Genomic DNA, 22784 nt, shown 5'->3' with positions numbered 1-22784 from the left:
CTTCATTCTGGCGCACGCATCTGACAATCGTCGTGAGGCCGCGCTCAACATCACGGCGCGAGTTGTCCCGCCGATCGTTGGACTTCGTTCCGCCAGGAGCGAGGACACGGTCGTTGTGGCCAGATCGACAGGAAGTGTGCCAGATCACATCTCGCGGGCACGCTTCCTGTCGATCCCGCACTTAGCTTGCTTGGGCGAACACTTTGTCGAGCAGTTCCGCGGTGACCGGGTTCACGGTCTCGTTACGCTGGATGTAGTGCTGCATCGTGATCCTCGGGTCGGTGTGCCCGAGGAGCTCGGAGGCGAGGAGCGCGCCCCGGGCGTCGTTGACGACGGTCGCGACGGTCCGGCGGAATCGGTGCGGGGTAACGTTCTCGATCCCGGCCGCGTCCATCACGTCGCGCAGGAGCCGGCGGACGTTGTTCGTCGTGTGCGGCGTCCCAACCCGCGTACTAAACAGGAGCGCACACGGTTCTGTGTCTCCTGTACGGAGAAGTCGCAAGCGGATCGCCTGCAGCGCGAACGACGGCAGTGCGACGCGGCGGACAGAGCGATCCGTCTTCGGATGATCCTGCCGGTGGGTCGGCTCACCCTTGCGGCTGATGATCGTCCCGGCAATCCTTGCCGTCGGGATCGGACCATCCAGGTCGAGATCCTGGACTCGGATGGCGAGGACTTCACCGATGCGGGCGGAGGTGCCGAGCATGACCTCGACGATCTGGCCGAGTTGCCGCTCCGGCCTCGGTCCCGCCAGTATCCGCCGGGACTCCCAGGCCTTGATCGCCGCCCGGATCTCATGCACCTCGCCGAGGGTGAACGCGTCCGGGATGGTCTTCTTCCGGTGCAGTCGAGAGACGTGGTCCATCGGGTTGCGGGGCAGGATCTCGTGTCGGACCGCGAGCGCGAGGGCGAGTCGAAGGACGACGCGGGCGTGCTTGGCACGGCTGTAACTGCGCTTGGCGAGTTGTTTGAGGAAGTAGTCGCAGCGGGCGACCCCGATCTCCCGGAGAGTGAGGTCTTTGAATGCAGGGAGCACGAGGGCGCGCATGTCACGCTCGTAGAGATTCCTCGTGGTTCGTGAGAGGCGGTCTTCGATCTCCATGTCTTCCAGCCAGTACGCGACGAGCTCCGGGAACGAACTGTCGGCGCTCATCCCGTTGAATCCGGGCTGGTAGAGGGAACGTTCGGCGAGCTTCTGCTTGAGCTTGCGCTCCGCGGCGGCCCGTGACGGGCCCGTGGCCTGGACGAGCCGGTTGCTGCCATCCCAGTCCCGGTACCGGGCGCGGGCCACATGGTTGCCGTTCGGCTGGGCGCGGGTGGCGATGATCCCGAAGGTGCCGATCGCTGTGCGGGGCCTACCCACGCGCGCCCTCCCCCGCTCCAGGAAAGGTGGCGGCGCCGGCGGGCTCGCGCATGGTGTCCATCCAGGCGCGGATGTCGGTTATGCCGAACATGATGCGCTTGCCGAAGCGGTAGGCGCGGGGGCCTTTGCCGTTAGTGCGCCAGTCGTAGATGGTGGAGACGGGCACGCCGAGGTAGTCGGCGAGTTCGTCGATGTTCAGGAGCGGTTCCAGGCCGTGCGGGCTGGACTGGTGTTGATTCATCCCTCCAGTCTCAAAGGACAGATGACCGGATCTGTTCTCCCGCCCTGCTCCCCCGTCGAGTTGCCCGCCGCCCGGCACGCGAATCAGCGCCTGCCGGGCGGCGTCGCTGTTCGAACAGTGCGGGCGAGGTCGCGATGCAGTTCCTATGGCATGCGCGCCGTTGTCGGTTCAGCAGGCTCAATCGGCCGACGTGTACGGCGGTCGCGGCGGCGGGTTGCCGATTCCTCAAGGCGAGCGCGGACGAGGAGGACAACGCTGATCGGCCCCATGATGAGGAACTTGAGCGCGTTCCAGCAGAACAGGAGCACGAGGAGGTTCAGCCAGCCGGGGCCGCCGTCCTCGATCAGGGTGAGGCAGTAGTTAGCGGCGAGGAAGTACGGCGCGGCGAGGAGCATCGCGGGGGTGCCCCATTTCAGGCCGCGGCGGGTGCGGATCGCGTCGAGCGCGATGTTGGTGGGCATGTAGCGCCGCAGGTAGTAGCGGGCGTGGGCGCTGAGCGCCCAAAGCAGCCGGATCATGGCATTGTCCTCTCGTGGCACGGTCAGATGACGAGACAGTGCGTAGAGAGCGGCCCGAGGGCCTGTCCGCAAGGACGCCAGATCAAGGAGGAATCTGCCTCGCTCCCAGGGTACGACCCCCCTGCGACATCCGTAAGAGGTGCGCCCGCTCGTTCGGGTGACACTCGCACACCTGTCTGGCACACACGGACGGGAGCCGGCATGGCCACGATCACTTCTCTCTCCAAGGACGAGCGCGCCGCACGGGTCGCTCTGGCTGCAACCTTGGAGCCAGACGACGCGGTGACCGGGCGACTCATCGCTGCGGTCGGCGCAGTCGAGACCGTCCGCCTGGCAACTGGCACCGGCGCGTTCCCGAAGAAGGTCGATGCGATCGAGGCCGGGCTGTGGCGTAACAAGGTCGCCCCGCGCTTGGATGTCCAGGCGGTCACACGGGTGCTGACAGAGACCGACCGCCTCGGGCTGCGCGTTCTCGTCCCTGGCGACAGCGACTGGCCGACCGCTCTGAATGACCTGGGCGAGCGCGCCCCGACTGCCTTGTGGCTGCGTGGTGCGACATCGTTTCTCACCGCTCCGCTGAGCGATCGCGTGACGATCACCGGAGCCCGCGCCGCCACAAGCTACGGCGAGCACGTCACGGGCGAGCTCGCCTCCGATCTGACACATGCCGAACGAATCATCGTGGCCGGCGGCGCCTACGGCATCGACGCCGCCGCACACCGAGCCGCGCTCGCCACAGGCGGGCAGACTCTCGCCGTGATGGTCAGCGGACTGGATCGGCTCTACCCCTCCGGCAACCGTGAGCTGCTGGAACGAGTCGGAGACCTCGGGCTGCTCGCCAGCGAGATGCCGCCCGGCGCGACACCGACCAAGTGGCGCTTCCTCGCCCGCAATCGCATCCTCGGTGCCCTCTCCGGTGCGACCGTCATCGCGGAGGCCGGCTACCGTTCCGGCTCCCTCAACCTCGCCGCCCGCGCCGCGCAGCTCGGGCGTCCGGTCGGCGCCGTGCCCGGCCCGGTGACCAGCGTTTCCAGTGCTGGGACGCACCGGCTCCTGCGCGAAGGCATCGCGTCACTCATCACCGATGCCACAGACGTCACGGCACTCCTCGACCCGCCCGCAGGCGTGAGCGGGAAGGCGCTCGCACGTGAGTCGGCCATCACCCCGTCCGCGCGCCGGGAGGGGCGCGCGCTGTAGGCGGCCTCCGGTCGGCGTCACCGCCAGTTGTCGCAGGTGATCCCTACGCTGGGGGTCATGACTTTCACCGCTCTGCATCGCGCCCTCGGGGTCGGTCCTGGACCGCTGACGGACGAGCTGCTGGATGCGGCGGTGAGCAGCGGAGTCGTGGAGACGAACGATCTGGACTGGAAGTCAGAGCTGCCGCCGGCGAAGGGCATACCGCAAACGGACTTCCCCAAGGACGTTGCAGCGATGGCGAACAGCGGCGGCGGCGTCATCGTGTTCGGAGTACGCGAGTCACAGAAGGCTGCGACAGAGCGCGTCGACGTCGGAGAGTTTGATGAAGCGTACGAGCGATCCCTGCGCTCCGCGGCGATCACCGCGATCTCCCCACCTGTCTTCGGCCTCAACGTGCACCGTCTCGGAGCTGATGGTGCCCGCGCTGTAGTCGTGGAAGTGCCGGCAAGCGTTGACGGACCGCACCTGATCTACCGCAACGACTACTTCGGCGCTCCGGTGCGCAACGACTCCGACACCGTATGGATGAAGGAACGCCAGATCGAGGCAATGTACCGAGCCCGCTTCGATGAACGCCGCCACGCCAGCGAAACGCTCGACAACCTGTATGCCGAGACTGCGGGCGGGCGCGCCACGAGCGAACGCGCCTGGTTGATCGCTGTCGCCCACCCGCGCGTCCCTCGACTCCACAACCGCCTGACACGCGACGGCGCGCGCGGCGTGCTGACCAAGGCGGAAGGCTTCGCCTTGCTCTACGCCGGACGTAGCGGTGTGCACCCGCTGGAAAACGTCGACCGGCACAATCCACGACCGGGGTTGCGCCGCCGGATCGCCGTCAACACCGCAACGGGCGACCGATCGCTGTGGAGGGAAGCATGGGCGAGCCTCCACCACGACGGATCAGTCACGCTCGCAGCCGCAATCGGCGGCCACCGCATGAGTAGCGACGGATACTTCGAGGGATGGCAGATCCAGTCAGACGCGGTCGAGTGCGGCGTCGCAGACCTGATGGCTCTCATCCGGGCGACCGCCGACGCGACGGGCAACGATGAGTACGACTTGCGCGTTGGGGTCGAGTGGACCGGTTCAGAGCCCTTGATGATCCTGACTGTGGACAACTTCGGCCGGTCCTACGGCGGTGTCTCCACGCCGTTGCACCGCTACATACCTGTCGAGAGCACCGTAAACGCGGCGGCTGCCGATCTTGACTTCTACTGGCGCGTTCACGACCTCGCTCAGGACTGCGTGAATCAGGGCGGTGTCTCGAACGTACGGATGATCCAACCACCAGATCGAACCGAGTAACCGAACCGCTACAGCGACGGACTGACGCTCTGCGGCCGGGTGCGCCGGGCGCGCTCCTGCTCTGGCTGTTCGGCCTGGGCGAGGTCTTGCACCCTGTCGAGCGCGGCACGGGCGCGGGCAGCGTCGAGCTTCTGCGTCTCGGTCTCGGCGCGTGCTCCGAGGGGTGCAGGCCCAGTGACGCCGTAGCGGTCACGGTAGGCAGCGAGGGTGCGAGCGGCGTTCCGCCATGCGTGGGCTGCTCGCGCCTGCTTCGGCTGGAGGCCGAGTTTCGTGATCCACTCGTGCTTCTCAGTGAGCGCGGTGTCGAGGAGCACATCGGCCCGGGTCTCGATAAGGTCGCGTCGCTCGGTCAGCGCCTGCCGCATCTCGGACGGCACTGTGCCAGTGGCTTCGGGGATGAGGCCGGCGATCAAGCGTGGTGCCTTCCGCGCGCGACCGGACCCCGCCGGCCGCGCGGTCGCCTTGGCGACGCGGTAGTGCAGGACGGCCGCGATGTCATCGGCGTCCCCGAACCCGCGTGCTCCCACGAGGCGCGGCAGTAGGGTCTCGACGTCGTGCTGGTTCGCCTCTGCCCGGCGGAGCTCTGCGGTCAATGCGCCGAATGCGGGTGAAGCGATCGCGTCGTCTGCGTCGTCGTCGCTGAGCCCCGACGAGCGGACGAGTGCGGCCCAGCGGTCGTGTTGTGCGGCAGCAGCCAGGGTCTCGTACTCGGCAGCGAGCTGCGCAATTGAGCCCCAGGCGTCCTGCTCGGCGGTGATCGTCTCGTGCGCCGACAGCTCGGCGCCGACGTGCTGCAGCATCCCGAACAACACCGACCGGGCGGTGGCCTCGGTGTTCTCACCGGGGTGCAGGCCGTCGTGGGCGGGGTCGGGCTTATCGACAGCGACGTAGGCGATGTTCTCTTCGCGGCCACGGGTCATAGCGACGTAGAACGTCTCTCTGGTCATCGACGCATCCGCCAGGACGTGCGAGGAGTCGACCGTGATGCCCTGCGCCCGGTAGGACGTGACGGCGTAGCCGAGGTCGAGATGTTCGGCCGCGTACTTGGCCGGGACCACGACCGATGCGCCCCATCGCTTGCCTGCGCGGCGGAGGGTGAGGGCGCCGTCGTCCCGAACCTCGGTGATGTTCCATCTGTCGCCGTTACGGACCCAGGACCGGCCGGCGCGCAGGCGACGGTCGTTGCGGCGGGTGATGACGGTATCCCCGGTCGCGGCTCTCGTGCCGTCGTGCAGCTCGACCTCGCGGCGGGCGTTCACGATGCCATCGAGGATCAGATCAGCCCGCGCCCTGTTGTTGAGCGCTCGGACGGACTCGTTGGAGTCGGTCACGAGGACGCTGGCTCGCCCGGCCAGGGTGTCCGTACGCCAGGCGGTGTAGGCGGCGTCGATCATCTCCTCGGTCTCCCCGCCGATCACGCGGCCGTGCTCGGCGTAGGTGTCAATGACGTCGGTGCGGCCGTACCGCAGAGCGAGGGATGCGGTCTTCTCCCACACGTTGACGAACCGGTGCACGTCGACCAGCTCCGGGGCGTCGTCGCGGTCGTGAACGAGGAGGGAAAACGCGCCCCCGGCAGAAACGGACTGTAGCTGGGCGTGATCCCCGACCAGCAGCACCTTCGCCCCGGCCTCCGCCGCCAAGGTGGTGATGCGGTCGAGGGAGAGCGTGCCCGCCAGCGACGCCTCATCGACGATGACGAGCTGACCCTTGCGGAACGTCTCGCCGGTGCGGTCGTGGGTGTCGAGCCACTTCGCGGTGTTCTCGGTCTGGATGCCGAGGTCATCGGCCAGGACCTGCGCGGCGACCGCGGACGGCGCGAGCCCCACCACGCTGCCGCGCCCGTGCTCGTGCTCCCACGCCCGCCGCAACGCCGACATCGCCGTCGTCTTCCCCGCCCCCGCCGGGCCGACCAGCACATCGACCCTGCGCCCGGAGACCGCGATCTTCGTCAGCGCGGCCGCCTGGTCGTCTCCGAGCATCCGGCCCTTGCTGTCGGGGCGCTTCGTGATTCGTTCGACGGTGGTCAGCGGCACCGTCGGCGCCGTGGTGGTGCGGGCGCGCTCGAGGAGGCGGTCTTCGGCGGCCAGCAGCGCCTCGGAGGAGAACAGCGCGGAGTGCTTCGGACGGAACACGCTCGTGCCGTCCGGTCGGCGGAACTCCGCCGGGCTGGATGCGAGCTCCGGCGGGGTCAAGCGCAGCGAGGCCGCCTCGGCAGCGTCAACGACCATTCCGACGATGGCTTCGCGATCCTCGGTCGACGCGAACCGGTAGGCCATTGTCTGCCGAGCGGCCTCGGCGGTGAGGTTCCAGCGATGCCAAGTGGAGCGCTTTTCCGCAACCGCGGCCACGACGTCTGCCCCGAGCGAGTCGATCACGTCCAAAGGCACGTCGTCGGCACGCAACAGCAACGGCTCCTCGTTCGCCGTCACGCCGCGCGCCCACGAGGTCGCATCCGACCCGAGCACCCTCCCGGCCCGTTCCCGCCACGAAGCCGTGAGGGCGGCCAGCGACCGCACCTCCTTCTCCGGCCGAGTGGAGAGCGTGGCCTGGGCGCGGAGCTTCATGATCGTCGCCGGCGACGGCCGCCGCCCATGCGTCTCGACGTAGCGCTCGATGAGCCGGTCGCTCTCTGCGTCGATGTGCTGGGCACGCGTCGAGAACTCCTTGACCAGTGCCTCCGGCACCCCGGTGACCGCCCAGGCGGGGTTCCGGTCGCGGCCCATGTCGCGCGCCTCCCAAGAGACGCCGAGCATTCGGGTGAGGTGGTCCGCGAAGACCGCCTCGTGCAGTTCGGAGAGCGCGACCACTGCGGCGTGCATCGGCCGCCCATCCAGGCTGCGCCATTTCCCGTCGAGGACGGTCTGGACCTTGTTGCTGATGACGACGTGCGTGTGCAGATGGGGGTCGCCCGCCCGGCTGTCGTAGTGGTCGAACGCGGTGCCGATCAGACCTGCGACGTCGACCTGTGCAACCGCGCCGTCGCGGCCGGTTGCACCCGTGCGGGTCGCTGCAACCTCCCGCTCCATGAACGCAACCACCTCCGCAACCGCCGAGTGATGCGCGTCCGCGATAAGCGCCTGCGTCCCCGCATCGGCCACCGCCCAGAGCACACTGGCGGACTTCGGAATGGAGAAGGTGAAGTCGTAGCCCGCAACCGCCCGGCGCGTCCCGCGTGCGGCCTCCTCGGCCTCGATTGCTACGGTCGCCTCCGCACGGCTGGCCGGCCCGAGGTCGGGATCGAGCGCGGCGACGCGCTGCGCGATCCGCTCGGCCACGGACTTGTAGGCCGGATACTCCAGCCCGAGCGGAGCACCCGTAACCGGGTGCCGACCGAGACCGAGGAGGAGTTCGAGCTGGCCTTCGGTGACCTGATCGCCCTCCGCGATCACCCCGCCAAGCGCCGCGACGCCAGCGCCAAGCCACTGGCCCGGTGGAGTGCCAACCTCGGCGTAATAGCGCGTCAGCGGGGTCGAGAGCAATCTGTCGCCGTCGCCCGCAACGACCGTGCGTAATAGGTATCTGTAGCCGTAACCCGCGGACATCACTCGCATCGAGACCGTCACATGCAGCAGGTACGCCTCCCAGCGCTTGCCACGGCCGATCGCGTCAGGCGGGCAGCCTCTTGCAGGCGAACTCCCCGACCTGATCCTCGATGAGGAACTCGTCCCCAGTCAGGTCGGCGTACATTGCCGCGATGCCCTCCGGTTCACCCGCGGCTCGGAAACGGACGCGGTCAGAGTCCGTATGGATCAGATAGGCGCTGCACTCGCACGAAGCCATGAATGCGTAGAACCGTCCCTGGTGCGCTTCTCGCAAGAGCGCAACGGGGTAATAGATGTCGTGCTTGCGGCATAGCGCGGGGACTTTGACTGCACCATTTTCGAAGGCACTCCGCGGGAGGTGAGCTGCGTGGGACCAAGGTTGCAGTCGCACCTCACCGTCCAGTGCACGCAACGTACCCCCGTCTGCAAGTGCGAGCAGAGACTTCTCCGTGCATGTCCGTCCAGCTGGCCACGTCACCGACGTGTCTGATGGCCACAACTGTGGCATCCCGAGATCCGTCGTCGTGTCCGCCTGAAGACCCGGAGTGGTGAACCGCACACCGTGCAGCAGGAGCGCACCGACGACGACCGTCATCGCGTACCCCTGAGGCAGCGCCGGCTCGGGGAACCCCGGAATGCGAACCGTCAGCGGGGTAACACGTACAGCCGAGAACCCGTTGATTCCCTTGAATCTGCCGACCCAGAACTGACTGAACTCCAGCGGTTGCATCAACTCGCGACGTTCGTACAGTGCCCTGTACTCCGACGGAGAGAGCCCGTAGCCGTTCTCCCTCTGTTCCTTGCTGGACAGGAGCATCGCTGTCAGCGCGGTCTTCTGCACCCACGTCGCGATCGCTGCTTGATCTTCGAGCGTGATCGTTCCGGGCTCGTCCAGGATCAGCGGGGTCAACACCCGCTGCGCGACCGTTTCGAGATTGCTCATCCACCCGTTATTACACGGAGCACAGAAGCTCTTCACCGTTTGCCGGAATGGGGGCTGCTCCCCCATGTCGCGCGGCAGAGCATTCAACGGACCCGCATGATGACGCATCGGTGCGAGATCCAAACCAATCCTGCTCACCCACTGACCGAAAACGTGCTCGCGGGTCAGGGGCCCCGGCGACCCACAGAAGGCACAGGATTCAGGCATCCACCCATTCTCCGGCACGGATACCGTTCCTCGACCTGCAAGAGGCGTGGTGGCTCTGAGGTGACGTTGGAGAGGAACTCCAGCGAGTCCAACGCAAGGTTAGGGCGAGGCAGGCCGCAGGAAGTCTCCGCGGGCACACAGCGGGTGCGCAGCATCCATCGCCTGCGCCATGGATTCGATGACGACTCTCCCGTCTGACATTGAGCTGATGACAAGCGCACTGGCCGATTACTGCATCAGATGGCCGATCTCTGCATGCTCTGCGCGCACTTGTAGTTATTTAGAGACGGTCGGTCTAAATTCGCTGTCATGACCGACATCGCAGCTCGACCACGCCGGGGACGGCCCCCGAAGATCCCTCGCGAGCACGGAGACACGCGGGAAGCGCTGTTGCGCTGCGGCATGGAAGTCCTCACAACGCAGGGCATGAGCGCGACCGGCATCGACGCGGTCCTGAAGCGTGTCGGCGTGCCGAAGGGCTCCTTCTACCACTACTTCGACAGCAAGGACGCGTTCGGATTCGAGGTGCTGCAACGGTATGCGGACTACTTCGCTCGCAAGCTCGACCGATGGCTGCTCGAAGAGGGGCCGTCGCCGCTGGAACGCCTGACGCGGTTCGTGGACGATGCCAAGGCCGGCATGGTGCGACATGACTTCGAACGAGGGTGCCTAGTCGGCAACCTCGGCCAAGAGGTCTCCTCCCTCCCCGACGGCTACCGTGAAGCGCTCGAAGACGTGCTTCGCGACTGGGAACGTCGCGTCGCGGCGTGCCTGCGACTGGCCGCAGACGCAGACGAGATCCCGCCCGGCTCCGACTGCGACGAACTGGCGTCGTTCTTCTGGGTGGGTTGGGAAGGCGCGATCCTTCGCGCCCGCCTGACCCGCGACGTCCGACCGATGGAAGTGTTCTTCGCCGGTTACCTCGCATCTGTCCGCATCCATCCCGGGAGAGCATGATGTTCAGCGCAATCTCCATCGACAAGACCGACGCCGGACACCAGGCAGCGCTGCGCGAACTCGACGAGAGCGAGCTACCTGACGGTGACGTCACGGTGCGCGTGTCGTACAGCGGCCTGAACTACAAAGATGCCCTCGCGATCACGGGAAAGGCGCCAGTCGTGCGTCGCTTCCCGATGGTGCCCGGGATCGACCTCGCCGGTGTCGTGGAACACAGCGACAGCCCCTCTTATGCGCCTGGTGACCGGGTGCTGGTGAATGGATGGGGCATCGGCGAGACGCACTGGGGCGGCCTCACCCAGCGGGCTCGCGTGAGCGCGGACTGGCTCGTGCCGGTTCCTGACGCGATCTCGGAGCGGCAGGCCATGTCGATCGGCACGGCCGGATACACGGCGATGCTCTCCCTCATGGCCCTCGAATCGCACGGCCTCAGCCCTGATGCGGGTGACGTCCTCGTCACGGGCGCGAACGGCGGAGTCGGCGGGTTCGCGATCGCGCTACTGGCAAGCGGCGGCTACTCGGTCGTTGCGTCGACCGGCCGTCCCGCTGAAGCCGACTACCTGCGCCGCCTCGGCGCGATGACGATCATCGACCGGACAGAGCTGTCGGAGCCCGGCCGGCCGCTCGGCAAGGAACGCTGGGCGGCTGCGATCGACTCCGTCGGCAGCCATACCCTTGCGAATGCCTGTGCCGGGACGAAGGCGGGCGGCGCCGTCGCCGCATGCGGGAACGCACAGGGCATGGATCTGCCCGCCACCGTCGCACCGTTCATCCTGCGCGGGGTGAGCCTGCTCGGCCTCAACAGCGTCACCCAGCCCCACGACAAGCGCGTCGCAGCATGGAACCGCCTGGCCGACGAGCTCGACCTGGACTTGCTGCCCGCTATGAGCCGCGAGGTCGGCCTGAGCGAGGCCCTCTCCGTTGCCGATGACCTTCTGGACGGCCGCATCCGCGGCCGGATCGTCGTCGACGTGAACCGCTGACCATCCCCCAAGACCACACAAACGAAAGAGGAAGTCCATGACGAAGATCACCGTGCTCGGAGCCGGCGGACGCATCGCAAAACACGCCATCGCCGCGCTCCTCGAGGAGCCTGCCAACGAGCTGACCCTCTACCTGCGTCGCCCCCAGAGCCTGCCGGATGTTCCCAGCGTCCGCGTGCAGGTCGTCGAGGGTGACGTGCTCGACAAAGATCTCCTCACACGCACTGTCACGGGACAGGACATCGTCTACGCGAACCTCGGCGGAAGCGACATCGAAGCTCAAGCCCGCGCCGTCGTCGCAGCGCTGACCGCCGCGGGAACGCGACGTTTGATCTGGATCTCGACCCTCGGCATCTACGACGAGGTTCCCGGCGAGTACGGCAAGTGGAATCACCAGATGCTCGACGGCGGATACCTGCAGACGTACAGCGCCGCCGCGAAAGTGATCGAGGAGTCCGACCTCGACTACACGATCATCCGTCCCGCCTGGCTGTCCGACGATGATGAGGTCGACTACGAGCTGACCCAGAAGGGCGAGCCCTTCCAGGGCACCGAGGTGTCCCGCAAGAGCGTCGGCGCGCTCGTCGCCGAACTCGTCAAGAACCCGGCCGACAGCATCGGCGCCTCGCTTGGCGTGAACAAGCCCGGCACCGACGGCGACAAGCCGTCCTGGTACTGAACGGAGCATGCCATGACCGCTTTGGACACGCTCACCGAGAACGGCTTGTCCCTCGGGATCGAGCTGCCCCTGGACAACGATCTCGCCCGACGAGACGTCTCCGGTCACGGGCTCTTCCCTGACCTGACCCGGCATCAGGAGCGTGCGCAGCTCGCCGACAGGCTCGGGTTCCGGGCGCTCTGGCTGCGGGACGTGCCGATGTGGCGACCGCGTGACTTCGGCGACGCCGGACAGGTCTTCGACCCCATCCCCTACCTCGGCTACCTCGCCGCATCGACCGAACACATCCTGCTCGGAACAGCGGGGATCGTGCTCCCCTTGCGGCATCCAGTTGCGCTCGCGAAGGAAGCTGCAACCGTCGATGTCCTCTCCGGTGGGCGGCTGCTGCTCGGCCTCGCCTCGGGCGACAGGCCGGGTGAGTACCCGTTCTTCGGAGTCGATTTCGATCGTCGGGGAGAGACCTATCGCGACGGTGTGCGCGTGCTGCGTGAGATCTGGGCGCAGGCGGCGCTGGGCCGGATCGATCAGGACTCATTCCTGCCCGCCCCTGCGGACGGGACGATTCCACTGATCGGGATCGGTGGCGCGCAGCAGTCGCCTGCGTGGGCGGCAGAGTACCTCGACGCGCACATGACCTACCACCGTGCAGGTCCGCAGATGCGCGCCGTCGCTGCGCAATGGCGGGCGATATCGCTCAAGCCGTTCATGACGAACCTCTACCTCGACCTCGCTGAAAACCCGGATGCTCCCTTCGAGCCGATCCGCCTCGGTGCACGAGTCGGCACCACCGGTCTCACCGATTACCTCACCGGACTGGCAGCGGCAGGGGTCGCGCACGTCAACCTCGTGCTGCGGCCGGGACGACGAGACGTCGAAGACGTCATGGAGGAGATCGGACAAGACGTCATCCCCGCCCTCCGAGCCCGAACCGCATCAGAGCCAGCCGGCGCAGACATCCGATCGTGACCGAATCCACCGAATCAAGAAACCAACGAGCAGGGAGAACGATTGAAATGAGCAGCACAGACACCGTCGCCACGACCGCGAGCGACCCGACAGCGGTTGTCGCGACCGCGCAGTTCCTCACCCCCGTCGTACTCGGCCTTCAGGCGCTGACCATCAACGCCAAGCAGGCGCACTGGCACGTGCGTGGCGCGAACTTCGTCGGCGTCCACGAGTTGCTGGACACCATCGCAGGCAACGCCGGCGAGTTCGCCGACGCGGCAGCGGAACGCATCGTCGCCCTCGGCCTTCCGCTCGACGCCCGCGTCAGCGCGGTCGCCGAGAAGAGCTCCGTGACAAGCGTTCCGGTCGGCTTCGCGAAATCAGACGACCTCGTGCACGCGGTGATCGCAGACATCGACAGGCTCCTCGCGGACGTCCGCGCAGCGGTCGATGGCCTCGACGGGATCGACCTCACCAGTCAGGACGTCGCGATCGAGATCCAGCGAGGTCTCGACAAGGACCGCTGGTTCCTCGTGTCTCACATCGCAGCCTGACCGACCTGCCAAGGCGCCTCTCACCGGTCCGGTGAGAGGCGCCGCGCGCACTACGTCGTGCAGTCGGACAACACGGGCTAATCGAGAATCGCGGTGACTTCGAGCTCAACGAGAACGTCCGGCTCGAAGAGGTAGTCGACCCCGATCAGGGACGCGGGCGGCAAGGGCTGAGGCAGCTTCAGCTCCTCAGCCACCCGAGCGATCCCGTCCATGAAAGGTGCGATCTTTTCGGGCTCCCATTCGGTGACGTAGAAGGTCAACCGAAGCGCATCGTCGAAGGATGCACCCGCGCCTGCGAGCGCACGAGCTGTGTTGCGGAGAACCTCCGCGACCTGACCCGCGAGATCGTTGATCGCGATGGGCTTTCCTTCCGCACTACGGGCGATCTGGCCGCTGATATGCACGTGACGCGTGCCGGTGCCAATGGCGACGTGATCATACGGCGTTCCTGGCTGGAGACCGGCAGGACTGAAGCGTGTGACTGGCATAGAAGGTCCTCTTCGTTGGTGGTTTACTATTGATACTTGGTAGTTGAAGGACACTTCAAGGAGACCTGGTTTCATGGCCGATACCGACGCCGTATGCGAAAGCGAGCTGCGTATCGCGACGCCGCATCGCGAGCTGCTCGACCAGGTGCTCGACAAGTGGTCACTCAGCGTGCTCAACGAACTGTGCGAGCGACCCTGTCGGTTCAACGAGTTACGGCGTGCGATTCCGGGAGTGACGCAGAAGTCCCTCACGGCGACGTTGCGTCGGCTGGAGCGAAACGGAGTCGTGCAACGCCGAGTCATCAGCACGCGGCCGGTGGCCGTCGAGTACGGGATCACCGCCTTGGGCAAGACGTTGCGCGGGCCGATTGACGCGCTCGTCGCCTGGGCAGATGAGCAACTGCCGAACATTGAACGCGCACGCATCGCCTTCGACGAAGACGAACAGTAGACGTCGGGACATCTTTCCCCTCGCGACCAAGCAAGAGCGCGGCTCAGCTCTCTGTCGGATGTTCAGGCTTTGCGCCTTCTCTGTCTCCCATGACGGCGTCCACCATGCCCATCGTCGCGTCGAACTGCGTCATGACCAGCGCCGCTGTGCTCGCGAAGCCGCACGCGAGAAGGATGAGCAGCGAGGGGACGAACTCAGTCGGATCGGGCACCCAGCCTCCCAATGTCCATGGCAGGACCATGGCGATGACGATGCCGGCGCTCGAGAGCCATTCGTTCACGAATAGAGCGCGTGAGGAGCCGGACCCGCCCCTCGCGAGGATACGACGTCCTGTTTCCACTGTCATCGCTACCAGGAGGATGCCGAGGACGATGAAGCTCAGCGCGCCCCAGAGCGGATCAAGCGACGCGAGCACGAGCGGAACAAGGAGCGGAATGGAGTAGGCGGTGAAGACCCAGCGGACCGACGAACGGAGATACCGGTCCGCAGCCTCCGACGCTGCGAGTCGGCGGTGCATCTCCGAGTCGATGTAGAAGAACACGCCCACGATGAACGTGCCGAGCATCGTTCCCGATACTCCGGCGAGCCCCAAGAGGAAGTCATCATCCGTACCTGACATCGTCTGCGTCCCTTCTTCCCTGGGCACCTGTGAAGCGGGCAATCCATGCGGTCGCAGGATTTCGTGCCAGATCGGCGAGGCTTCCTCGCTGCGTGATGCGCCCTGTCTCAAGGACGATCACCTCGTCAGCGAGCACCTCGACGTCTTCACGGTCATGTGTGACGAGGATCGTCGGACCGGCGAACTGGCGGAGACGCAGACCGAGGTCGGCACGCACCTCATCCCGGAACTCCACGTCCAGCGCCGCGAGCGGCTCGTCGAGGAGCAGTGCCTTCGGCTCGGATGCGAGGGCACGGGCTAGCGCTACACGCTGAGCTTGCCCGCCGGAGAGTGCACTGGGGTATCTCTCTGCCAGGTCCGCCATTCCGAAGCGAGACAGCCAGGGGTATGCGCTGCGCCGGGCGGCGGACCAACGCCCACCGCGGACTTTGGCTGAGAAGGCGACGTTCTCGCGCACCGTGAGGTGAGGGAAGAGGAGCAGGTCTTGGAACATGACGCCGATCCTTCGCTGGTCAGCAGGAAGACCGGCCAGATCCTTGTCCCCCAGTCGAATCGTGCCGTGGGACTCGGTGAAGCCTGCGATCGCCGCGATGGCGCTGGACTTTCCGGCACCGTTCGGTCCGACGACGGCGAGCACACTTCCGGGATCCGCTTTCAGCTCCACGACTACGTCGAAGGCGGGGCGTGGGATACGTGCGGAGACGGTGAGCTCGAAGGTCATGCGGTGCCTGGCAGCCATCGGTCGCGGAGTGCGAGGAGCACACCCAGTGATACCGCGAGCAGGACGAGTGCGAGGGCGATCGCGGTGTCGGGGTCCGAGTTCATCGCGAGGTACGACGCGATCGGGAGTGTGCGCGTCACGCCGGGGAAGGAGCCGGCGAACGTGATCGTCGCGCCGAACTCGCCGAGCGCGCGGGCGAAGCACAGCACGGCGCCCGCGGCGATTCCAGGCGCGGTCAGCGGAACCGTCACGAGGCGGAAGATCTGCCACGGGCTGGCGCCCAGGGAGGCGGCGGCTAGTTCGCTGCGGCGGTCCGCTGATCGCAGCGCGCCTTCGACGGCGAAGACGAGGAAGGGCATCGCGACGAAGGTTTGCGCGAGCACAACGGCACCGGTGGTGAAAGGAATAGTGATGCCGACCTGCGTGAGCCATTGCCCGAGGATGCCTCGCCGTCCCAGCAGGAGAAGCAACGCAATGCCGCCGACAACGGGAGGCAGTACCAGCGGGATAGTGATCGCCGCCCGCAAGAGGCGGCGCGGCAGGACCTTCCAGTGAACGGAATGGCTCAGCAGGACGGCTAGCGGGATACCGAGGACGAGACTCAGGCCGGTAGATAACGTCGCTGTGAGTAACGAGAGCCCGAGCGCCTGCAGTACCTCTTGCCGAACGAAGAGTTCGCCCAGCTGGCCCCATGGTGCACGCAGGATGAGTCCGAGCAGCGGGAGAACGAGCAGCGCGAGACCGATCACCCCGAGGGCGAGGATGACCGGCTGCCGGCGTTCACGGGGTCGCGAAGCCTGCATGCTCGAAGACCTGACGTGCCTCATCGGAGCGGAGGTAGTCGATGAACGCCTGTCCTGCGTCGGGGTTCGGTGCCTCGGCAAGAAGGGCGACCGGATAGTTGTTGATCACCTGCTGCGCCTCAGGCACATCGATGCCTTCCACCGCGCTCCCTACTGCGACGACGTCGGTCACGTAGACCAGTGCGGCGTCGGCCTCACCCAGAGAGACTTTCGTCAGTGCGGCACGCACGTCCTCCTCAAGTGTGTCCGGTTGGGCCTGAACACCAGCAAGGTCGAGCAGGGACTGCGCTGCGGCTCCACACGGCACCGCGGTGTCGCACAATGCGATTGTCAGCTCAGGCCGTGCGAAGTCGGCGAGACCGGTGATCCCTGCAGGGTTCCCGGCGGGAACCGCGATCTGCAGCGTGTTCGTGACGAGCACTTCCGGATCGGCAGCCAGGCCTGCGTCGACGACAGACTGCATCGTCGCCTCATTCGCTGAGAAGAACACGTCCACCGGGGCACCGGAGACGATCTGCTCGGCGAGCGCCGACGATCCGCCATAGCTGGCGACCACGTCGACATCTGCGTTCGCGTCCTCGAACCTCTCGGCGAGGACGTCGATCACGTCGGTCAAGGAGGCTGCGGCCAACACTGTCACCGTTCCGGAGGTCATGTCGTCCTTGCTTGCCCCGACATCCGATTCGTCGCTTCCCGTGCCGGGCGATGAGCATCCAGCGAGCAGAAGGAGCGCTGCGGCTGCCGCAAGGAGGGAGGGGGCACGCACGACAGGAACTCCTCTGAAAGACGGTCGGTCAGGCGAACGAAGTTGCCGACCTGTCTCAAGCCTCCCGTAGCCGAGGTCGTGAGAATGGCCTGCGACTGCTGGGCTTTGTCTGCTCTCTGCTGTCTCGCCGCTTCCGACCTCACCCGCTGGGACCGGCTCCCTAGCCTGAAGGCATGCCGGTCAATCCGCTCTCTCCGACCTTTCAGAGGCAGCGCGTCCTCACGGGCTTCGGCGTTCCCGCTCAGGAGCGTCTTTCGAGAGCGCATGTGCTCGTGATCGGCGCGGGTGGGCTGGCCAGCACCCTGTTGCCGGTCCTTGCTGCCGCAGGCGTCGGCAGCCTCACGATCGTCGATGACGACACTGTCGCCGAATCGAACCTGCACCGGCAGACGATGCACACGCCCGGCGACATCGGTCGCAGCAAAGCGGTCTCAGCCACCATAAGGCTCGCGTCGCTCGCTCCTGATGCTGAGCTCCGCGCCGTCGAGGGGCGTTTCGACGCCGTGACAGCCGAGGGTCTGCTGCACGGTGTGGACGTGCTCGTCGATGCCAGCGACAACCCGGCAACAGTGATGCTGGCAGACCGTGTTGCTGCCGAACGCGGCATTCCGCTCGTGTGGGGGTCAGCACTGGGGTACGCCGGCCAAGCAGGCGTGGCATGGGATGCCAGAGGCACCGACTACCGCGACTTGTTCCCGCATGGTCCGGACTCCAGTGCGGACACCTGCGACATGATCGGCGTGCTGCCGAGCGTATGCGCCGTCATCGGGGCGTTCATGGCGACCGAGGCACTCAAGCTCCTCACCGGCATCGGAGAGCCGTTGATCGGCCGGGTCGCCGCGTACGACGCACGCACCGGCCGCACCCGCGAGATCGCCTACCGGCGCGACGAGTCCGCCCGTGCCGCAGCGCAGAGCATCGAGACCACTCCGCTGTCATCCGACGATCAGAACGCCGTCTCGCCCGAGGAACTGCGCGACCTGCTCACAGCTTCCTTCCCGCCGCTGCTGATCGACGTACGCGAACCGTGGGAGGCCGACATCGCAGCGATCCCGGGAAACGTGCTGATCCCCTTGACCGAACTCCCTCGCCGGGCACCAGAACTCGACACCGGTCACCCCATCGTGCTGTACTGCCACCGCGGCACACGCTCACGCCAAGCGCTCGATCAGCTCCTCCAACTCGGATTCTCCGATGTGCGGCACCTCACCGGAGGCATCGATGCCTGGGCTGTCCGCATCGACCCCACGGCGAGCAGGTACTGACATGCCCCGCACATCGGTCGCTGAGCACACGGCCCGAGTCCGCACCCTCCTGAACGCCGTGAGCCAGCGCCCCGTCGAGCAGGTCGCCCTGTCTGACGCGCTAGATCGGGTGCTTGCCCACCCCATACGGACTCCGATAGATCTGCCCCCGTTCCGGAACTCACAGATGGACGGCTTCGCCGTCCGTACGGTCGACCTCGCGCGGACGCCAAGCAATCTGCCGCTGCGCGGTGCGATCCCCGCTGCTCCTGGCACACCTGGGCCGCTTCGCCCTGGCCATACCGTCCGGGTCATGACCGGTGCGCCGATCCCCGACGACGCCGATGCGGTCGTCCCTGTCGAACACGCCACCGTCCAGGGAACGACAGTGACGTTCACGCGGAAGCCGGACGTCGGAGAGTTCGTGCGTGAAGCCGGCTCTGACCTCGCGGGCAGTGAGCCTCTGTTGTCTGATGGCTTCCGGCTCGCTCCTCGCCACCTGGCGGCGCTCGCAGCTGCGGGAGTGGCGTCCGTCCCCGTTCGCTCACAGGTACGTGTCGCAGTGATCTCGACCGGAAGCGAGCTGGCCGCTCCCGGTGAGCTTCTGGCTCCCGGCCAGATCTACGACGCCAACGGCCCCGCACTCGCCGCAGCGGTACGAACCGCCGACGCCCTCTTGGTCGATGAGCATCGTGTCGTCGATGACACGGCCGCGTTCGCGCGCGCTCTCGACGCGTCGTGTGCGGCGGGAGCCGAGATCTTGCTCACCAGCGGGGGCATCTCGGCAGGCAACTACGAAGTCGTGAGGGAGCTTCTGGAGCCGCTCGGGGCGCACGTCGATACTCTCGCGATGCAGCCGGGCGGCCCCCAAGCCACTGCCATCTACAAAGGCGTTCCCGTGGTGTGCTTCCCAGGCAATCCCGTGTCCGCGCAGCTGTCGTTCATGCTCTTCATCGAGCCGGTCCTCCGTGAGGCAGCAGGACTGCACGCGCGACAGCCCGAGCCGCGGACCCTGGCCGAGCCTCTCACCTCTGTCGCCGGGAAACGGCAGTTCCGCCGTGGTGTGGGGTTGCCTGGAGGCCGGGTGGCACCGGTTGGCGGCCCTTCCTCGCACCTTGTCGCCGCCATGGCGGCATCCGACATGCTCATCGATGTCCCGATCGATGCCGTCACCCTCGACATCGGGACACGCGTGGAGACCTGGAATCTATGAACGAACTGCCGCACCTCGACGATCACGGCCGGTCGCGGATGATCGACATCGGCGGGAAGGCGATCACTCGGCGCACGGCGATCGCGACCGGCCGCCTCGACACGACACCGGCGGTGCTGGAACTGCTCGCCGCCAACCAGCTGCGCAAAGCAGACGCGCTCCCGACAGCGCGGGTCGCGGGCATCCAGGGCGCCAAGCGCACCAGCGAACTCGTACCCCTCGCGCACACATTGCCCCTGGAGTCCGTCACCGTGGACTTCGAGCTCAGCACCTCATCGGTGGAGATCCGGGCCACGGTCGCAGCGACGGCGAAGACTGGGGCCGAGATGGAAGCCCTCACCGCCGTCGCCATCGCCGGTCTCGCTCTGCACGACATGATCAAGTCCGTCGATCCGGCCGCCGTGCTCGGAGACATCCACCTCATCGAGAAGACCGGAGGAAAGCGCGGGCACTGGGTTGCAGACGCATCCGTGCCCGCAGAACACGGACAGGCGGTCGTGATCGTCTCCTCAACGAGCACCGCGGCCGGTACGCGCGAGGATCTCACCGGTCCGGCAATCGCAGACTGGCTTCGCGACCACGGGTATCGGCCAGACGAGCCCGTCGTTGTCGCTGACGCGGATATCTATCAGGCGCTCACGGATGCTCTCACCAGCGAGCCGGTATTGATCGTCACGACCGGCGGCACCGGGGTGCATCCCGAGGACCGCACCCCCGAGGCGACGAGCGCGGTGATCGAGAGAGCACTTCCCGGCATCGCCGAGGCCATCCGTGCAGCGGGCCGCGCGGCGACGCCGACAGCCTCGCTCAGCAGGGCGCTTGCAGGGATCGCCGGACGCACGATCGTCATCAACCTGCCTGGATCGCCACGCGGCGTGGAAGACGGCCTCATCGCACTGGAGCCGCTCTTGCCACACCTGCACGACCAGCTGGCCGGTGGCGGACATGCCTGACCCGATCGGTTTCGTCACCGCTGCTCCGCTGGACAAGACGCAGCTGGAAACACGGATACGCAGTAGGAAGAACGGGGCGGTGGTCACCTTCGAAGGCATCGTGCGCGACCATGATCACGGAGAGGACGTCGGCTCTCTCGACTACGAGGCGCACCCCGACGCGGAACGAATCCTCATCGACGTGTGCACGAGGATCGCTCAAACCACGGACTGCGATGTCGTCGCCGCTCACCGCATCGGGCACCTCGAGATCGGCGACGTCGCACTGGTCACGGTCGTCGCCGCCCCGCACCGGGCAGAGGCGTTCGCCGTCTGCGGGAACCTCGTCGACGCGATCAAGGCAGAGGTTCCGATCTGGAAGCACCAGCACTTCACCGACGGCAGATCGGAGTGGGTGGGGTTGTAGATACACCGCACGACCTAGCGAACCCGCCGGGTGAACGATGGTGCAATCACCGAGGAAAGAGGCGCCAGATGACTGGCATTGAGACTGAAGCACACAACTTTCATGGCAACCGACTTCCCCCGTCAGAAGCCGCCCGCGTCGCACCCACCGATGCGGCCGCTCGGACCGTTCTTGCGAGCCTCTGATGTCGTTGCTGCGTGGTGGTGATGCGTTCCCCGCCCTCGAGCTGCTCGAGGTGGGAGGCACACGCCGAACGATCCCGGCCGTATTCGCCGGGCAGTACGGCGTGGTTCTCTTCTCTCGCGGAGCAGGCTGCCGGTCTTGCGTGGAGCAGCTGCGTGCGTTCCAGCGCGGCCTACGACGCTTGTCCGCCGCGGGTATCGCTGTCGTCGCGGTGACTGCGGACGAGGAGCCGATAACCGCGGAGCTCGTGGCGCGCTATGGGCTGACTTTTCCGATCGGACACAGCGTGGACGTGGAGCAGATCACCGCCGCGACTGGAGCGTTCGTCACCGTGGACCCGCCGCAGTTGCAGACGACCGGATTCGTGCTGGATCCCGATGGGACGGTCGTGATCAGCGTGTACTCCTGCGGAACGTTGGGACAACTCGTTCCCGACGATGTCCTCGAACTCATCCGGGAGTTGCCTCAGCATGCGGATGCGAATCGGAAGCAGGCAGACCGATGAAAACCATCGATGCCATCTCGAGAGCGCGGATGCAGACCGCTGCGAGAGCAGTCGGCAAGGATGTGCGCAACCAGAACAGGATGCAGACACATCCTCTCTTGATCGTTCCGCCGGAGAAGCGACGTTGACCTCGTCTCCGAACGCCTCAGGTGCCACTGGGACAGCCGTCTGGGAGGAGCTCGCTCAGGAGGTCCTCAGCAGAAACCCACGCGGCCGGATACTCGTCGCCATCGACGGCGTGGACGCTGCAGCCCGCATGCACTTCGCCGACGCCCTGGCGGCAGCGCTGCGTGCAGTGGGACGTCACGCGACTCGTCTCAGCGCGGCCCCGTTCACGGACGATGACGCCGTCCGAACCATACTGCGCATGTTCCGCCACAACGGACCTGAGAGCGAGCTCGCTGCCGCGCCTGAGGACAGGATGCTGATTGTCGACGGTTGGTCACTGCTGCGCTCTAGCCTGCGCTCGGCGTGGCACTTCACCGTCTTCCTCGACGGCGGTGAGCCGGCGCACCCAGACACCCATGAACGGCATCTCCGCTACATGCGCGAGGACATTCCACGCGAATCATCCGATGCCGTGTACGAGGTGAGCGACAGCATGCATCCCCAGCGCTTGTACTCCGATTCCTGCTGAGACAAGGATCTGGGCAGCACCGCGGTCGTCTCACGTAAGAGGATGGCAGCGCAGGAGACGAATGCAGTTCACGACACGTGGACCCCCGCGGTGGATCGGACCTCAGCCGCTTGTGGTTTGGCTCAGCCGCCGGAGAACGGGGGCAGCACGTCCACCTGCGCGGAGACCGGTCGCGCGGGATCGCGTGAGGCGATGCCGTCGACGAGGAATGTCCCCTTTGCGATCACCGGCTCGAGTGCCGGGTGAGCTGTGAGGAGCGCGTCCTTCGCCTCTCCGAGGGTCGTCGCCTCGACGTGCTCTTCTTCGCAGCCAGCCGCTTCAGCGGCGGCTGCGAAGTATCGGACGAGTATGCGTGACATCG

At 66.5% G+C, this 22784-nt stretch carries 25 protein-coding genes; 14 read left to right on the top strand and 11 right to left on the bottom strand.

The genetic code is table 11. The features are described 5' to 3' along the window. Positions 1-181: 181 nt before the first annotated feature. From A4X16_RS02440 to A4X16_RS02430, 3 genes are all read right to left on the bottom strand, one after another. Positions 182-1363, bottom strand: a complete 1182-nt coding sequence (locus A4X16_RS02440) for a tyrosine-type recombinase/integrase (protein ID WP_067115784.1) — start codon at positions 1361-1363, stop codon at positions 182-184. Beyond that, a complete protein-coding gene (locus A4X16_RS02435) occupies positions 1356-1604 on the bottom strand; it encodes a helix-turn-helix transcriptional regulator (RefSeq protein WP_067115781.1) in 249 nt (82 codons plus the stop codon). Before A4X16_RS02435 ends, A4X16_RS02440 begins: the two co-directional genes overlap by 8 nt. A 143-nt stretch (positions 1605-1747) precedes the next feature. Continuing rightward, on the bottom strand, positions 1748-2122 hold the full coding sequence (locus A4X16_RS02430) for a sulfate permease (protein ID WP_067115778.1): 375 nt from the start codon (positions 2120-2122) through the stop codon (positions 1748-1750). Positions 2123-2323: 201 nt separating this feature from the next. Between A4X16_RS02430 and A4X16_RS02425 the strand changes: the two genes are divergently transcribed. Next, positions 2324-3319: a DNA-processing protein DprA gene (locus A4X16_RS02425; protein ID WP_067115775.1), complete on the top strand. Its 996-nt coding sequence runs from the start codon at positions 2324-2326 to the stop codon at positions 3317-3319. A 57-nt stretch (positions 3320-3376) separates the two neighbouring features. After that, the gene (locus A4X16_RS02420) at positions 3377-4624 is read left to right on the top strand and encodes an AlbA family DNA-binding domain-containing protein (RefSeq protein ID WP_067115772.1); all 1248 of its coding nucleotides are present in this window, start codon (positions 3377-3379) and stop codon (positions 4622-4624) included. A gap of 8 nt (positions 4625-4632) precedes the next feature. Here A4X16_RS02420 and mobF read toward each other — a convergent pair whose 3' ends face one another. Next, the gene (mobF, locus tag A4X16_RS02415; RefSeq protein WP_067115879.1) at positions 4633-8175 is read right to left on the bottom strand and encodes a MobF family relaxase; all 3543 of its coding nucleotides are present in this window, start codon (positions 8173-8175) and stop codon (positions 4633-4635) included. 55 nt (positions 8176-8230) lie between these two features. Next, a complete protein-coding gene (locus A4X16_RS02410; protein WP_082914219.1) occupies positions 8231-9109 on the bottom strand; it encodes a hypothetical protein in 879 nt (292 codons plus the stop codon). A gap of 516 nt (positions 9110-9625) precedes the next feature. Between A4X16_RS02410 and acuR the strand changes: the two genes are divergently transcribed. Genes acuR through A4X16_RS02385 form a run of 5 tightly spaced genes read left to right on the top strand, consistent with a single transcriptional unit; the run spans position 9626 to position 13434 of the window. Next, positions 9626-10273, top strand: a complete 648-nt coding sequence (gene acuR, locus A4X16_RS02405) for an acrylate utilization transcriptional regulator AcuR (protein ID WP_076624041.1) — start codon at positions 9626-9628, stop codon at positions 10271-10273. Then, on the top strand, positions 10270-11256 hold the full coding sequence (gene acuI / locus A4X16_RS02400) for an acrylyl-CoA reductase (NADPH) (protein ID WP_197491746.1): 987 nt from the start codon (positions 10270-10272) through the stop codon (positions 11254-11256). Before acuR ends, acuI begins: the two co-directional genes overlap by 4 nt. A gap of 37 nt (positions 11257-11293) precedes the next feature. Further along, positions 11294-11935: an SDR family oxidoreductase gene (locus tag A4X16_RS02395; protein ID WP_024357658.1), complete on the top strand. Its 642-nt coding sequence runs from the start codon at positions 11294-11296 to the stop codon at positions 11933-11935. A gap of 12 nt (positions 11936-11947) precedes the next feature. Next, the gene (locus A4X16_RS02390; RefSeq protein ID WP_024357657.1) at positions 11948-12901 is read left to right on the top strand and encodes a TIGR03571 family LLM class oxidoreductase; all 954 of its coding nucleotides are present in this window, start codon (positions 11948-11950) and stop codon (positions 12899-12901) included. 47 nt (positions 12902-12948) lie between these two features. After that, on the top strand, positions 12949-13434 hold the full coding sequence (locus tag A4X16_RS02385) for a Dps family protein (protein WP_024357656.1): 486 nt from the start codon (positions 12949-12951) through the stop codon (positions 13432-13434). Between the two features lie 77 nt (positions 13435-13511). Here A4X16_RS02385 and A4X16_RS02380 read toward each other — a convergent pair whose 3' ends face one another. Next, positions 13512-13922, bottom strand: coding sequence for a RidA family protein (locus tag A4X16_RS02380; protein ID WP_024357655.1), 411 nt, complete (start codon positions 13920-13922; stop codon positions 13512-13514). A gap of 73 nt (positions 13923-13995) precedes the next feature. Here A4X16_RS02380 and A4X16_RS02375 point away from each other — a divergent pair, with 73 nt between their 5' ends. Continuing rightward, on the top strand, positions 13996-14373 hold the full coding sequence (locus tag A4X16_RS02375) for a winged helix-turn-helix transcriptional regulator (RefSeq protein ID WP_020622155.1): 378 nt from the start codon (positions 13996-13998) through the stop codon (positions 14371-14373). 43 nt (positions 14374-14416) lie between these two features. Here the strand turns inward: A4X16_RS02375 and A4X16_RS02370 are convergent, their stop codons facing one another. The 4 genes from A4X16_RS02370 to modA are packed head-to-tail and all read right to left on the bottom strand — an operon-like array spanning position 14417 to position 17171. Continuing rightward, complete coding sequence (locus tag A4X16_RS02370) at positions 14417-14992, bottom strand: hypothetical protein (RefSeq protein WP_024357654.1); 576 nt, start codon at positions 14990-14992, stop codon at positions 14417-14419. After that, the gene (locus tag A4X16_RS02365) at positions 14976-15713 is read right to left on the bottom strand and encodes an ABC transporter ATP-binding protein (protein WP_067115767.1); all 738 of its coding nucleotides are present in this window, start codon (positions 15711-15713) and stop codon (positions 14976-14978) included. Before A4X16_RS02365 ends, A4X16_RS02370 begins: the two co-directional genes overlap by 17 nt. Beyond that, positions 15710-16516, bottom strand: coding sequence for an ABC transporter permease (locus A4X16_RS02360; RefSeq protein WP_024357652.1), 807 nt, complete (start codon positions 16514-16516; stop codon positions 15710-15712). Before A4X16_RS02360 ends, A4X16_RS02365 begins: the two co-directional genes overlap by 4 nt. Next, positions 16494-17171, bottom strand: coding sequence for a molybdate ABC transporter substrate-binding protein (gene modA, locus A4X16_RS02355; RefSeq protein WP_230977925.1), 678 nt, complete (start codon positions 17169-17171; stop codon positions 16494-16496). Before modA ends, A4X16_RS02360 begins: the two co-directional genes overlap by 23 nt. Before the next feature lie 284 nt (positions 17172-17455). On the opposite strand from modA, the gene A4X16_RS02350 reads away from it, so the two are divergent. From A4X16_RS02350 to A4X16_RS02325, 6 genes are all read left to right on the top strand, one after another. Beyond that, entirely contained in the window at positions 17456-18547 is a 1092-nt protein-coding gene (locus A4X16_RS02350) for a ThiF family adenylyltransferase (RefSeq protein ID WP_024357650.1), read from the top strand. Beyond that, positions 18477-19739 carry a molybdopterin molybdotransferase MoeA gene (locus A4X16_RS02345; protein ID WP_307723497.1) on the top strand — a complete coding sequence of 421 codons (1263 nt, stop codon included), beginning with the start codon at positions 18477-18479 and terminating at the stop codon, positions 19737-19739. Before A4X16_RS02350 ends, A4X16_RS02345 begins: the two co-directional genes overlap by 71 nt. Continuing rightward, complete coding sequence (gene moaCB / locus A4X16_RS02340) at positions 19736-20692, top strand: bifunctional molybdenum cofactor biosynthesis protein MoaC/MoaB (RefSeq protein ID WP_067115762.1); 957 nt, start codon at positions 19736-19738, stop codon at positions 20690-20692. The genes A4X16_RS02345 and moaCB overlap by 4 nt, the downstream gene beginning before the upstream one ends. After that, a complete protein-coding gene (locus A4X16_RS02335; RefSeq protein ID WP_020628091.1) occupies positions 20685-21098 on the top strand; it encodes a molybdenum cofactor biosynthesis protein MoaE in 414 nt (137 codons plus the stop codon). The genes moaCB and A4X16_RS02335 overlap by 8 nt, the downstream gene beginning before the upstream one ends. Positions 21099-21282: 184 nt before the next feature. Next, complete coding sequence (locus tag A4X16_RS02330) at positions 21283-21786, top strand: redoxin domain-containing protein (RefSeq protein ID WP_024357647.1); 504 nt, start codon at positions 21283-21285, stop codon at positions 21784-21786. A gap of 367 nt (positions 21787-22153) precedes the next feature. Beyond that, positions 22154-22423 (top strand): hypothetical protein, encoded by a 270-nt coding sequence (locus A4X16_RS02325; RefSeq protein ID WP_152485723.1) that lies wholly within the window; start codon positions 22154-22156, stop codon positions 22421-22423. 122 nt (positions 22424-22545) lie between these two features. On the opposite strand, the gene A4X16_RS02320 is transcribed toward A4X16_RS02325, so the two are convergent. Next, positions 22546-22782, bottom strand: a complete 237-nt coding sequence (locus tag A4X16_RS02320; RefSeq protein WP_020625377.1) for a MoaD/ThiS family protein — start codon at positions 22780-22782, stop codon at positions 22546-22548. Positions 22783-22784 lie beyond the last annotated feature (2 nt).

This window comes from Microbacterium sp. H83, from assembly GCF_001650405.1.
Classification (GTDB): domain Bacteria; phylum Actinomycetota; class Actinomycetes; order Actinomycetales; family Microbacteriaceae; genus Microbacterium.
This window is presented reverse-complemented; position numbering and strand designations above follow the sequence as displayed.